A 12,932-nucleotide genomic window follows, 5' to 3' on the forward strand; every position below is an offset into this window, starting at 1 on the left:
GCGATGCCCCGCCGGCCCCGTCCGCGGCGCTTCGGGCGCAGTTCACAACATCGGGCGCGCTTACATCTGCGCCTCAACCTCCGAACTGCGCCCGACTCGCGTCGCCGACGCCTCCCGCGGTCAGTCCAGCGCCAGCTCGATGGTCGCGAAGGAGTGCGGCGGCATCGTCACGACGAGCTCGCCCCCATCGAGGGCGGTCGCGAGGGGCCGCGGCTCGACACGATCGCGCACGTCGGCGTCGTTGTACGTCGTCGCGCTCTCCGCCCCCAGCACACGGGCACGCACGACGCGGGCGCCACGTCCGCGGAGGCCGATGCGCACCTCGCACTCGTCGTCCGCCGAGAGGTGGGTGAGCGAGATGAGCGCCGCCCCCTCCTTCGTCGAGGCCGACATCGACACCAGCGGCAGCTCTCCCCCGCGCGCCGTCGTCGCGGGCGCGTCGAGCACGTGAGCGGCGAGCGCACGGGCGTCCTGGTGCCCCTTGTTCATCTCGAACACGTGGTAGGTCGGCGTGAGAACGAGCTTCTCGCCGTCGGTGAGGATCATCGCCTGCAAGACGTTCACCGTCTGTGCGATGTTCGCCATCGAGATGCGCCGCGCGTACCGGTGGAAGATGTCGAAATGGATGCCGGCGACGAGCGCGTCGCGGATCGTGTTCTGTTGGAACAGGAAGCCCGGGTTCGTGCCCTTCTCGGCGTTCCACCACGTGCCCCACTCGTCGCAGACGAGGCTCACCCGGTTCTCGGGGTCGTACGAGTCCATGACCGCGACGTGTCCGCGGACGACCCGCTCGAAGTCGCGGGCGTAGGCCATCGTGTCGTAGAACTGCTCGTCGGTGAAGGTCGTCGCGTCTTCGCGATTGATGCCCGATCCGGTGTGCGTGTAGTAGTGGAACGAGATCGCCTGGTACGGATGCTTGTCGTACAGGTTCGCGGCGTGCGACTCCACGAGCGTCTTCACGAGCACCCGCGTCCACTCGAAGTCGTCCTCGTTGGCGCCGGCGGCGATGAGCGTCAACCTGTTCTCGCCGTGGTCGTGGCAATAGGTCGCGTAGCGCCGCGCTTCTTCCGCGTAGAACTCGGGAGACAGGTTGCCGCCGCATCCCCACGGCTCGTTGCCGATGCCCCAGAAGGGCACATGCCAGGGCTCGTCGCGACCGTTCTCGCGGCGCAGACGCGCCATGGGGCTGTCGTCGTCGCGCGTGAGGTACTCGACCCACTCCGACATCTCCTGCACCGTGCCGCTGCCGACGTTCCCGTTGACGTACGCCTCGGTGCCGAGCAGGTCGCACAGATCCATGAACTCGTGGGTTCCGAAGTGGTTGCTCTCGACGACGTCGCCCCAGTTCGTGTTGGCGATCTTCGGCCGTTGCTCGCGCGGACCGATGCCATCGCGCCAGTGGTATGTGTCGGCGAAGCAGCCGCCCGGCCAGCGCAGGTTCGGGATGTCGAGCGCGCGGAGGGCCTCGACGACGTCGGTGCGGATGCCGCGGGTGTTGGGGATCGCCGAATCCTCGCCGACCCAGAAGCCGTCGTAGATGCAGCGCCCGAGGTGCTCGGCGAAGTGCCCGTAGATGTGCCGGCTGATGCGATCGCCGACGACGTCGAGGTCGATGACCGCATGTGCGGACGAGGTCATGTGGTTCTCCAGTGCTCGTGCTCGGTGAGCGGGACCAGCGGAGGACGCTCCGCGGTCGTGGTCAGGGCGATGCGGCGTCCCTCTCGCGCCGACCGGGTGAGGGCGCTCATGATCTCCAGGACGTGCAGGGCGACCTCACCGCTCGCACGTCCCGCACCGGCGCCGCCGCGTACGAAGTCGAGGACCCCGATGCCGCGGCCCGCGCCTCGATAGCCCGCGCGCGGCGCGATGGCCGTCCACTCCTCCGCGCGGGGTCGCCGCGTGGTCACGTCGCCGTCGAAGAAGTTGGGGTCGGGCAGGGTCAGCGATGCGCTCTCGCCGTGCACCTCGATCGGTGCGGCGTGGGTTGCGGCGGCGTCGAAGCTGAAGGTGACCGTCGAGACCGCGCCACCGGCGTGCTCGAGCACGCCGGTGACATGCGTGTCGATCTCGACGGGGATGCGCTCCCCCGCTCGCGGGCCCGAACCGATCGTGCGCTCGTCGCGTGATCGCGACGAAGCACCCGACACGCTGACGACGGGTCCCAGCAGGTGGAACAGCGCCGTGAGGTAGTACGGCCCCATGTCGTAGAGCGGTCCGCCGCCTTCGCGATAGTAGAAGTCGGGATGCGGGTGCCAGGCCTCGTGGCCCGACGACAGCCACGTCGCGACGGCCGCGACCGGTCGGCCGATCTCGCCGGCGTCGACGACCGCTCGCGCGGTCTGCACTCCGGACCCCAGCACGGTGTCGGGGGCCCCGCCGACCCAGGCGCTGGCCGCGCCGGCCATGACCCCGAGCGCTTCGTCGAAGGTCGCGGCCAGCGGTTTCTCCCCGTAGACGTTCTTGCCCGCAGCGAGTGCCGCGCGCGCGACCTCGCCGTGAGCGGCGGGGATCGTCAGGTTGACCACGGTCTGCACCGCCGGGTCGGCGACGAGCTCGGCGACCGATAGGGCGCGGGCTCCGGGGAACCGCTCGGCGACCGACCGGGCGCGATCGACGTCGAGGTCGGCCGTCGCAACGATACGGACGGCGGGGTGATCGCCCAGCGTCTCGAGATACTGGCCCGAGATGACCCCGAGGCCGACTACACCGATGCCGTGCGGCTCGCCCACAGCATCCCCCTCTCGATGATGGTGCGGACGTTGACGTCGCGCAGCACGACGAGGCTGTGCCCCGGCGTCGCGACGAAGATGCGGCCCTGTCCCCACTCGCGCGTCCAGACGGCGGGCGAGGTGATGGGGCGGTGCCAGGGGTGGTACGGCTGCACGGGATGCGTCGTCGTCGCGAGCACGTCGTTGAGATCGTCGGAGAGCACCCAGTACTGCTCCGTGCGGAGCGTGAAGTCCTCGAGCCCGGCCATGATCTCCGATCGGCGCCCCGCCTCGGTGAGGTCGACGGTGTAGCAGAGGTAGTTGTCGGTCTCGTCGCCGACGCGGGCATCGGGGTGCTTCGCGGGATGCGTCGCGAACTGGCCGCCGATGAGCTGCAGGTAGTCGGAGTTGTCGCGGTACGAGTCGGCGATGCCGCCGTGCCAGCCCGCCAGCCCCGTTCCGCGCTCGACCGCGTCGCGCAGGCCGGCGAAGGCCTCGCGTGAGATCTTCGACATCGTCACGGACTGGACGATGAGGTCGGTGCGCTCCATCGTCTCCCGGTCGGTGTAGACCTCGTTGTCCTCTTCGATGCGGACCTCGAAGCCGTTCTCTTCGAGGAAGGGCACGAAGAGGTTGGTGGCCTCGACGGGTTTGTGCCCCTCCCAGCCGCCTCGGACGATCAGCGCCTGTCTCGCGGTCATGAGCTGACCCCTTCCACTCGGATGCTTCTGCTGTCGGATGCCGCGCTCTCCTCGACCGCCGCGAGGACGCGCTGCACGCCCGCGGCCTCCGCGAACGACGGGTGCGCTTCGATCTCACCGGCGACGGCGCGGACGAAGTCGACGCTCTGGTGGGTGAACAAGTGCTCGTAGCCGAGTCCGTGTCCTGCCGGCCACCAGGCTCCGGCATAGGGATGCTCGGGCTCGGTCGCGTCGATGCGGCGGAACCCCTGCTCACCGGCAGGGAGCGTCGCGTCGGCGAAGAGCAGGTCGTTCAGGTGCGAGAAGTCGAAGGCGACGGCCCCGCGGTCACCGCTGACCTCGATGCGGTTGGCGTTGCGGTGCCCCGTGGCCATGCGCGTCGCCTCGAAGATGCCGAGGGCGCCGTCGGAGAACGATGCGGTGAACGCCGCGGCGTCGTCGACGGTCACGCGTTCAGTTGCGGCTCCGGCACCGGCTCGGCCGCCCAGCCCGACGCGCTCGTCGAGGACCGGGCGCTCGTCGACGAAGGTGCGGAGTGTGCCGGAGACGCTCGTGATGCGCGCGCCGGTGAGCCACTGGGCGGCATCGATGCTGTGCGCCCCGATGTCGCCGAGCGCACCCGATCCCGCGCGATCGCGATCGAGACGCCAGGTGAACGGCGCGTCCGGGTCGGTGAGCCAGTCCTGCAGGTACTGGGCGCGCACGTGCCGGATGCGGCCGATGCGTCCCTCCTCGATCAGACGTCGCGCCAGAGCGAGGGCGGGCGTGCGGCGGTAGCTGAACCCGCACATCGCGACGACCCCGCGCGATGCCGCCGCGGCGGCGGCATCCGTCATCCGGTCGGCGTCGGCGACGTCGTTGGCCAGGGGCTTCTCGCACAGCACGTGACGGCCGGCGTCGAGGGCTGCGAGCGCGATCTCGGCGTGGGTGTAGCCCGGGGTGCAGATGTCGACGGCGTCGATGTCGTCGCGTCCGATGACACTTCGCCAGTCGTCGCTCGACTCGGCGATGCCGAACCGCGATGCGGCGTCGGCCGCGCGTTGTGCGTCGCTGCCCGCGAGCACGACCACCTCCGGCTCGACCGGCAGATCGAAGAACCGCGGAGCGGTGCGCCAGGCGTGCGCGTGCATCCGTCCCATGAACCCGGTCCCGATGATCGCGATGCGCAATCGTCTCGACATCCTCGTCTCCCTCCGCACCGGTGCGTGTGATCGCGGACCACGATGTCACAGCCTCTCGACGCGGACGTCGGGCTTTGCGCAAAATAGGTGCATGCCGTCTTCCCGACCGAGCCTCACCGACGTCGCCACGGCCGCGGGCGTCAGCGTCGCGACCGTCTCACGGGCGCTCCGCGGCCGCGGCGAGCTGTCGCCCGAGACCCGCACGCGTGTGCTGCAGACGGCAGAACGGCTCGGGTACACGCGAAGCGGGACACCGCGCGGCCGGCCCCGCGGCGGTACGTCCCGCATCTTCGATCTGGTTCTCGGGCACTTCCATGACCCCTACACCGACGAGGTCGTCGCCGGGGCTCACACGGCGGCCTCGCGCCTGAGCTACGACCTCGTCCTCACCGCGGAGCGCGACGATCCGGGCGATGACTGGCCGGCCCGCATCCGCTCCCGGGGATCGGCGGGGGTCGTGCTCGGTCTGATCCTGCCCACCGCGGCCCAGCTGGAGGTCGTGCAGGGCGCGGGCATCCCCGTCGTCCTGCTCGAGCCTCCGTCGGGGACCACCCAGCACGTGCCGAGCGTGCGGAACACCGATCACGCGGGCGGCTCGGCGGCGGCGGAGCACCTGCTGGCGCAGGGCGCGCGGCGCTTCATCGTCATCGGCGGGGCTCCGTCGTACCGTTACGGTCGTGCGCGGATCGAGGGCTTCCTCTCGACGCTCGACGAGACGGCCCCGGCTGCGCCCCGCATCCTGACGACGGCGGACTGGGGTGCGGCGGACGCGCGACGAGCGTGCGCCGCGGCGCTCGATGACCTCGGCGGCGAGGGCCCCATCGGGCTCTTCGCCTGCTCCGATGAGATGGCCGCGGGCGCCTACCGGGCGATCGCCGAGGCTGGGCTCGCGGTGGGGCGCCACGTTCTCGTCGTGGGATACGACGATGTGCGGGGCGCGCGGTGGCTGCATCCGCCGCTCACCACGATCCGTCAGCCCATCCGCGAGATGGCCGCCGCGGCGGTCACGCTCCTGGCTCAGATGGCGGACGGTGCGCAGCTCGCCGACGAGGTGGTCGAGCTGCCGACGGTTCTCGTGGCCCGCGGCTCGACCGGCCGTCCGCGCTGACCGAGGCCGCCACCGACGGGGCTCACGCGGGCGCGACGACCGGGAAGTACACGGCGTAGCGCTCGTCGACGATCTCGTTCAGCGGCACGAATCGGATGCCGGCCGAGCCGCCGACACTGCGGTATCGCGTGAGCCACTGCGACCACTGCCTCTCGTCGTCGGCAGCCAGCAGCGTCGCCGGGTCGGAGCTGTCGCCGATGAGCGGCGTCTCACGGTCGACGAGACCCGCGAGCACCACGGCGCCCTCGACGAAGGCGACGGTCTCGGGTTCATCCGGGATCGGCACCGTCCGCAGCTCGAATCCGAAACCGAGTTCGATCTCGGTGCGCCCGCCGGGATGATCGATCTCCACGAAGCTGCCGCGCCGCACCACGGCGACGTCCGACCGGACGTGCACCTCACCCGCGGTCCAGGCGGGCACACGCGTCCGGACGCGGCCCCGAACGGTCGGCGGCGACTCGACCACCACCGAGACCCGAAGAGCGTGCGGCCGATGCGCCGGGCCGCCGGGGCCCGCGTTCGCGTCCGGACCGACGTAGAGGGCGTCGTCGATCGTGCGGACCTCGACGACCAGCTGGCCTGCTGCCGTGGCGACGTCGGCGCGGACGGGGATGTACTGCGCGACGGTGACGGCTTCGCCGTCGCTGTACACCGCCAGCGACGAGTGGCGCGTGTGCGCCTGCACCACCGTGCCGTGGCAGCACCAGAAGTCCTCGGTGGGCGATCCCCACTCCTTGCGCGCTCCGCTCTGCAGCGGCAGGAAGTAGCTCACCATGCCGGTGCCGGGATGCTGCTGCGCCAGGATGCCGTTGACGAGGTTGGCCTCGATGTAGTCGAGGTACGACGCCTCGCCCGTCCATCGGAACAGCACGTCGGCCAGCCGGATCATGTTGTAGACGGCGCAGTGCTCCTGGGTCTTCGTGCCCCGTCGCGCGGCGAAGGCGAACGGCGGCGTCCAGATCTCACCCGAGGTCTGTCCGCCCGTGCAGAAGGTTCCGCGTCGCGTGACGGCCCAGTCCCAGTACGCCTCGACGATGCGTCGCCAGCGCTCCTCACCCGTGACCTCGAAGGCCCGCGCGGCACCGAGCACCTCCGGGATGGTCGTGTTCGCGTGCATGTTGGTCAGCATGTCCTCGCCCGCCAGCAGACCGTCGAAGAGCGACCGGTGGTCGTATCGGTCGAGGAGCTCGCGATACATGTCGTCGCCGGTGGCCTCGAGGAGGTCTGCCCACACCTCCAGCATGCCGCCCGTCTCGACCTCGAGGATGGTCTGGAACTCGTCGCGCTCGAACTCCCGCGCCCACTCCGCGATCAGCGCCGCAGCGCGGTGGGCGATGCGCAGGGCTCGCTCGTCGCCGAGGTCTCGGTACACGTCCACCAGACCCATGAAGGTCTTGTGGATGTTGTACTGCGGCGCCCACACCTCGCGCCCCTCGGCGAGCCGGCGCAGGAACGTCTGCGGAATGCCGAACACCCAGCCCGCGCCGGCATCCTGGCACGCCTCGAGCTCGTCGAGGACGACGGCCAGCTTGCCCCGCAGCACCGGATCGCCGGTGACGGCGATCTCGCGCGCGGCGGCCGACATCCAGTGCCCCACGAAATGGCCCCGCAAGAGTGCGCCGGGCGTCTCCCAGCCCCAATGACGTGCCCAGCCGTTCTCGACGCCCGGTGTGACGGACGGCTTCAGGTGCCAGGCCTGATCGCCGATGCCCGCTTCGATGCGGTGGTTCTGCACGAGAGCGTGCTCGTCGAGCGACACGAGGTACGCGCGATTGATGCGACGCCGGCGATCATAGGTTCCCGGGAGCAGCCGGGAGGCATCGGGCGCGAGGGCGGATGCGGTCATGGTTGTGACATCTCCTTCGATGTGCTGAGATCGATCTCTGACTGTACCGCCCGAGCGATGTCAGCAGAATAGGAGCATGGATTCCATGCGCGTGATCCACCTCAACGCCGAGGACGTCTCCGTCGTGATCGCAACAGCGGACGATGGGATGCCGGAGATCGTCCACTGGGGCGAGGCTGTGACGTCGGCGGAGCCCGACCTCCTCGCATTCGTCGCGGCCGAGCAGCGGAACGGGATGGCCGGTGATTCCGACGTTCCGTACCGCGCGAGCGTGCTGCCGGAGCACAGCCGCGGGTGGTTCGGAGCCCCGGGGCTGTCCGCACATCGCGACGGCTCGGGGTGGGCGCCGCGGTTCGTGCTGCGCTCGCTGACTCTCGACGGCGCCGAGGCCGGACCGGGCGTGACGTCCGGCGGAGCGGGGCGGGTCGACGCGGTCCTCCACGACGATGCTGCTGAGATTGAGCTCGGTATAGAGATCGATCTCACACGAGACGGCCTCGTGCGTTCCCGCGCTCGGGTCCGGAACACCGCCGGCGCAAGCGAGGCGGCGGCACCGCTCGAGATCCAGTCCCTCGCCGTCGCCCTTCCGATACCGACGTGGGCGCAGGAGGTGCTCGATTTCACCGGCCGATGGGGGCACGAGCGTATCCCCCAGCGGCATCCGGTCGTCCGCGGTGATCACTCGCGCGTCTCGCGGCGCGGCCGCACCGGTCTCGACGCGACACTGGTGCAGGCGGTCGGCACGCCGGGGTTCTCCGCCGGCTCCGGCGAGGTATGGATCGGACACGTCGGATTCAGCGGCGACCACGAGCACACGATCGAGCGCACCGACGGGCGCCTGCACTTTCGGGGCGGCGAGTCGATCTTTCCCGGCGAGATCCGGCTGACACCCGGCGAGGAGTACACCGGCCCCTGGGTGTTCGGCAGCTACGGGCGCGGACTCGACGGCGCTGCGGCGCGCTTCCACTCCTACCTGCGCGAGCGCTCGCGTTCGTCGCGCCGCCCCCGCCCCGTGACGATGAACGTCTGGGAGGCGGTGTATTTCGACCACGACCACCGCGTGCTCGTCGATCTGGCGGCCCGCGCCGCCGAGCTCGGCGTCGAGCGCTACGTCCTCGACGACGGCTGGTTCCGGGGGCGCAATGACGACCGCGCGGGGCTCGGCGACTGGGCGCCCGACCCGATTGCGTGGCCCGACGGCCTCCGCCCACTGGGCGACGAGGTGCGCTCTCTCGGCATGGAGTTCGGGCTCTGGGTCGAGCCGGAGATGATCAACGAGGACTCCGATCTCGCCCGTGCGCACCCCGAGTGGATCCTTCGGGCGGGGCCCGAGCTGCCGCCGCGCCAGCGGTTCCAGCAGGTGCTCGACCTCACGCAGCCGGCCGCTTTCGACCACATCCTGGGCGTGCTCGACGGGCTCATCGAGGACATCGGCGTGAGCTACCTCAAGTGGGACCACAACCGCGACCTCATCGCGGCCGGGCACCCCGCCTCGGGCGCCCCTGCCGTTCACGAGCAGACCCTCGCGGTGTACCGCCTCATCGACGAGCTCCGCCGTCGCCATCCCGACCTCGAGATCGAGAGCTGCGCCTCCGGCGGCGGGCGGGTCGACCTGGGGATCCTCGAACGGACTGACCGGATCCATCCCTCCGACAGCCACGACCCCCACGACCGCTTCGGCATCCTGCGCTGGACGGGACTCCTGGTGCCGCCGGAGATGATGGGATCGCACGTCGCCTCCCCCGTGTCGAGCGTCACGGGACGCGCGCATGACCTGCAGTTCCGGTGCGCAGTCGCCTTCCTCGGCCACTTCGGCATCGAGTGGGACATCCGCGATCTCGACGAGCACGACCGGCGCGTCCTCGGCGACTGGATCGCACGATACCGCCGGCACCGCCACCTCATCGCGACGGGGCGCACCGTCGGCTCGGGTGAGCTCGACGCCGCGGCTCCGCAGGTGCGCGGCGTGGTCGCGCCCGACGGGTCGGAGGCGCTCTTCACGATCGTCACGCCGACGACCTCGGCCGACACGATCGCCCGTGTGCGGTTCCCCGGCTTGTCGACCGACCGCAGCTACCGGGTGTCGGTGAGCGGCTCGGACTCGTTCGGACCGCCCTGGCAGGTTCCGGCGTGGCTTCGGGAGAGCCCCGAGCTCGGCGGTGACGGTGACGGTGACGGTGACGGTGGCGGTGGCGGTGGCGGTGGCGGCGAGCGTGTGGGTGACGGCCCGGTCATCGCGGGTACCGTGCTCGCACGGGTGGGGCTGGAGTTCCCCACGTTCCACCCCGACCGCGCGGCGGTCGTTCACCTCGCGGCGGTGGCAGCGCCGTGATCGGCGAGCGCCGGGCCGCGGCATCCCGTCCCCCGATGGGGTGGAACAGCTGGGACTGCTTCGGGTCGTCCGTGACGGAGGCCGAGGTGCTGGCGAACGCCGAATACGTCGCGGAGCACCTGCTCGCGTTCGGCTGGGACACGATCGTCGTCGACATCCAGTGGTACGAACCCGATCCGGGGGCGCACGACTATCGCGAGGTCTCTCGGCCGCTGCTGGATGCCTGGGGCCGGCCGCTCCCCGCGCCGGGACGCTTCCCCTCCGCGGCGGACGGGAGCTTCCAGCCGCTCGCCGACCGCGTCCACGAGCTCGGCCTGCGCTTCGGGGTGCACCTCATGCGGGGCGTGCCGCGCGCCGCAGCGGATGCGGCTCTGCCCGTCTCTGGCCATCCCGACGCGACGTGCGACTCGATCGCCGACCGCTCGAACGTCTGCGTGTGGAACCCCGACAACTACGGCGTCGATATGACGGCACCCGGCGCGCAGGAGTACTACGACTCGGTCATGGCGCAGCTGGCCGCCTGGGGCGTCGACTTCGTGAAGCTCGACGATGTGCTCTACCCGCCCGTCGAGACCGCTGAGATCGCAGCGATCTCGCGCGCAATCGATCGGTCGGGACGGGCGATGGTCCTGAGCCTGTCGCCCGGCAAGCGACTGTCGCTCGCGCACCTCGAGACGCTGCGCGAACACGGCCAGATGTGGCGGATCTCGGACGACTTCTGGGATGACTGGGCGCACGTGGTCGAACAGTTCCAGCGCGCCGCCCGCTGGGCGCCGTTCCAGCGGCGCGGTGCGTGGGCGGATGCCGACATGCTCCCTTTCGGACGCATCGGCGTGCGCGGACACGTCGGCGAAGACCGTCTCAGCCGCCTGTCGGTCGACGAGCAGCGCACCGTCATGACGCTGTGGAGCATGATGCGCTCACCGCTCATGATGGGCGGCCACCTGCCCGACACTCCGCCAGAGACGCTCGCGCTGCTGCGTCATCCCGGCGTCCTCGCGCTGCGCGACGGCGAGGAGTCGCGCGAGATCGTGCGCGACGGACACCTGGTCATCTGGAGCGCGCGCGTGGGCGCGCGCGAGTACCGTGCGGTGTTCTGGCTCGGCGACGATGAGCAGGAGCTCGTCGTTCACCTCGCCGACCTCGGGCTCGGGCTCGGGCTCGCGGACATGGGGACGGCGGGTTCGTGCACGGATGTGTGGAGCGGGACGAGCGTCGAGGTCGCCGACGGACGCGTCACGCTGACGGTGCCGGCTCACGGCACGCGGCTGCTCGTCTTCGGCTGACCGTCGGGAGGAGCGGGCGCGGGGCGCTCCCGGGGCGGCCGGCGGCGAGGCGCCGCGGGTCTGTGGAGAGTCGCGGGGCATTGTCGGAGGCCCGTAGCAACATGAGAACATGCATTCGAACAACGGGATGGGCAGCGGGACGGGCAGCGACGCAGACGTCGACGCCCTCGCTCAGCTCGTCGCGGATGCCGAGGGCGTATCGGATGCCGCGCGGGCCGTACAGGTTCGCGAGGTTCGGGTGCTCGCGGCGGCCGGGGTGCTGGCTGAGAGGCAGGCCGCGGACGCGTCGGAGAAGGTCAAGGCGCGCGAGATGGCGCTGCGCGGGATCGCCGCGGAGCTGGCCGGGGTGTTCGTCGCGACCGACCGCACTTTGCAGCGGCGGATCGACGAAGCGCGGGACCTGGTTGAGAACTACCCGGTGACGATGGCCGCGTGGGAGGACGGGCGGATCGTCCGCGGGCACGTGAGGGTGATCCAGGAAGTCGGGTGCCTCGTGCCCGTGGAGGAGCGGGCGGAGTTCGAACGCGTTGCGATCGAGAAGTGCGAGGGCGAGACACCGAACCGGGTGCGGGACGCGTTGCGGATGCTGGCGGAGCGGATGCACCCGCGGACGTTCACCGAACGGCATGAGGAGGCCGCCGCGGGGCGGTGCGTGCGGGTGCAGGCCGGAGCGGACGGGATGTCGGACCTGATCGCGACCTTGCCGACGGTGATCGCCGACGGGATCGTGGACCGGCTCACGCGGCAGGCGCGGGAGATCATCAATGCGTTGGCCCAGGCTGACGCGGCGGGTGGCGGCGCTGACGCTGACGCTCAAGCCGAGGCGCCTGGCGTTCGAGCCGAGGCGCCTGGCGTTCGAGCCGAGGCGCCTGGCGTTCGAGCCGACGCGAACGGCGGCTCACCCGGCGCCGACACGACGATTCGCGACGGGTCGTCGTTCGTCGACGATGCCCGCACGATCGATCAGGTCCGCGCCGACGTGTTCTCCGACCTCCTCCTGACTGGATCGCCGGCGCTCGACCCCACCGGCACCGGTGACGGGCACGGAACCCTCGGGGCGATCCGGGCACACGTGCAGGTCGCGGTATCGGCGTTGACGCTGATGGGACAGGACGAGGGGCCCGCCGACCTGGCAGGGCGCTCCCCCATCGATGCCCCCACCGCCCGCGAACTCGCGGGAAACGCGACCTCGTGGGACCGGTTGCTCACCCATCCGGTCACGGGAACCGTCCTCGAATGCGACAGCTACCGCCCCACCGCCGCCATGGTGCGACTCCTACGGGCACGGGACCGGCACTGCCGGTTCCCCGGATGCCGGCAACCCGCCATCCGGTGCGAACTCGACCACACCATCGCCGCATCCGACGGCGGTGCCACCCACGTGTGCAATCTCGCCAACCTCTGCAAAAGACACCACGACGTCAAACACCACACCCGATGGCGAGTCCAACAGCTCGCGGGCGGAAGGCTGATCTGGACCTCACCGACCGGACGGATCTACCGCGAAGACGCACCACCACCGCTCGTCGCCTTCCCCGTCGCGGCTCCCCCGGATCACCGAGGCGATGACGCACCACCCGGGGCCTTTCCCCCACCAGGGTCACCGGGCGGAGCCGACGCGCCTCGGGAGACCGCTCCGCCGTTCTGACGGGATCGTCCTCTCCCCGCACCACCCGGATGGGGGTGGATGTCGTGCCCGTCGCCCGTGAAAGCCTCGTCCATCATGCTCGCGTCCGCCCGCCCCATCACCGGAAGACCACACGCGTCTGC

Annotated in this window: 9 protein-coding genes; 4 read left to right on the plus strand and 5 right to left on the minus strand. The window is 70.8% G+C overall.

Features of this window, described 5'->3' with window-relative positions:
• Window positions 1–120: 120 nt before the first annotated feature.
• Genes O1W71_RS09890 through O1W71_RS09905 form a run of 4 tightly spaced genes read right to left on the minus strand, consistent with a single transcriptional unit; the run spans window position 121 to window position 4,590 of the window.
• The gene (locus O1W71_RS09890; RefSeq protein WP_269267685.1) at window positions 121–1,638 is read right to left on the minus strand and encodes an alpha-N-arabinofuranosidase; all 1,518 of its coding nucleotides are present in this window, start codon (window positions 1,636–1,638) and stop codon (window positions 121–123) included.
• Complete coding sequence (locus O1W71_RS09895) at window positions 1,635–2,729, minus strand: Gfo/Idh/MocA family protein (RefSeq protein ID WP_269267686.1); 1,095 nt, start codon at window positions 2,727–2,729, stop codon at window positions 1,635–1,637. Before O1W71_RS09895 ends, O1W71_RS09890 begins: the two co-directional genes overlap by 4 nt.
• The gene (locus O1W71_RS09900; RefSeq protein ID WP_269267687.1) at window positions 2,702–3,409 is read right to left on the minus strand and encodes a ThuA domain-containing protein; all 708 of its coding nucleotides are present in this window, start codon (window positions 3,407–3,409) and stop codon (window positions 2,702–2,704) included. The genes O1W71_RS09895 and O1W71_RS09900 overlap by 28 nt, the downstream gene beginning before the upstream one ends.
• Entirely contained in the window at window positions 3,406–4,590 is a 1,185-nt protein-coding gene (locus tag O1W71_RS09905; protein WP_269267688.1) for a Gfo/Idh/MocA family protein, read from the minus strand. The genes O1W71_RS09900 and O1W71_RS09905 overlap by 4 nt, the downstream gene beginning before the upstream one ends.
• A gap of 91 nt (window positions 4,591–4,681) precedes the next feature.
• Here O1W71_RS09905 and O1W71_RS09910 point away from each other — a divergent pair, with 91 nt between their 5' ends.
• Window positions 4,682–5,698 carry a LacI family DNA-binding transcriptional regulator gene (locus O1W71_RS09910; RefSeq protein ID WP_269267690.1) on the plus strand — a complete coding sequence of 339 codons (1,017 nt, stop codon included), beginning with the start codon at window positions 4,682–4,684 and terminating at the stop codon, window positions 5,696–5,698.
• Between the two features lie 22 nt (window positions 5,699–5,720).
• On the opposite strand, the gene O1W71_RS09915 is transcribed toward O1W71_RS09910, so the two are convergent.
• Window positions 5,721–7,544, minus strand: coding sequence for a beta-L-arabinofuranosidase domain-containing protein (locus tag O1W71_RS09915; protein ID WP_269267691.1), 1,824 nt, complete (start codon window positions 7,542–7,544; stop codon window positions 5,721–5,723).
• A 76-nt stretch (window positions 7,545–7,620) separates the two neighbouring features.
• Here O1W71_RS09915 and O1W71_RS09920 point away from each other — a divergent pair, with 76 nt between their 5' ends.
• The 3 genes from O1W71_RS09920 to O1W71_RS09930 all read left to right on the plus strand — a co-directional run bounded on the left by O1W71_RS09920 (window position 7,621) and on the right by O1W71_RS09930 (window position 12,810).
• The gene (locus O1W71_RS09920; protein WP_269267692.1) at window positions 7,621–9,876 is read left to right on the plus strand and encodes an alpha-galactosidase; all 2,256 of its coding nucleotides are present in this window, start codon (window positions 7,621–7,623) and stop codon (window positions 9,874–9,876) included.
• Complete coding sequence (locus O1W71_RS09925; RefSeq protein WP_269267693.1) at window positions 9,873–11,162, plus strand: glycoside hydrolase family 27 protein; 1,290 nt, start codon at window positions 9,873–9,875, stop codon at window positions 11,160–11,162. Before O1W71_RS09920 ends, O1W71_RS09925 begins: the two co-directional genes overlap by 4 nt.
• A 109-nt stretch (window positions 11,163–11,271) precedes the next feature.
• Window positions 11,272–12,810 carry an HNH endonuclease signature motif containing protein gene (locus O1W71_RS09930; protein WP_269267695.1) on the plus strand — a complete coding sequence of 513 codons (1,539 nt, stop codon included), beginning with the start codon at window positions 11,272–11,274 and terminating at the stop codon, window positions 12,808–12,810.
• The last annotated feature ends 122 nt before the right edge of the window (window positions 12,811–12,932 follow it).

Source organism: Microbacterium sp. H37-C3 (genome assembly GCF_027157935.1).
Classification (GTDB): domain Bacteria; phylum Actinomycetota; class Actinomycetes; order Actinomycetales; family Microbacteriaceae; genus Microbacterium; species Microbacterium plantarum.

Coding starts and splice junctions, on each gene's coding strand:
- O1W71_RS09900 (WP_269267687.1), bottom strand. CDS start 3,409: ATGACCGCGAGACAGGCGCTGATCGTCCGAGGCGGCTGGGAGGGGCAC.
- O1W71_RS09910 (WP_269267690.1), top strand. CDS start 4,682: ATGCCGTCTTCCCGACCGAGCCTCACCGACGTCGCCACGGCCGCGGGC.
- O1W71_RS09920 (WP_269267692.1), top strand. CDS start 7,621: ATGGATTCCATGCGCGTGATCCACCTCAACGCCGAGGACGTCTCCGTC.
- O1W71_RS09930 (WP_269267695.1), top strand. CDS start 11,272: ATGCATTCGAACAACGGGATGGGCAGCGGGACGGGCAGCGACGCAGAC.
- O1W71_RS09915 (WP_269267691.1), bottom strand. CDS start 7,544: ATGACCGCATCCGCCCTCGCGCCCGATGCCTCCCGGCTGCTCCCGGGA.
- O1W71_RS09890 (WP_269267685.1), bottom strand. CDS start 1,638: ATGACCTCGTCCGCACATGCGGTCATCGACCTCGACGTCGTCGGCGAT.
- O1W71_RS09905 (WP_269267688.1), bottom strand. CDS start 4,590: ATGTCGAGACGATTGCGCATCGCGATCATCGGGACCGGGTTCATGGGA.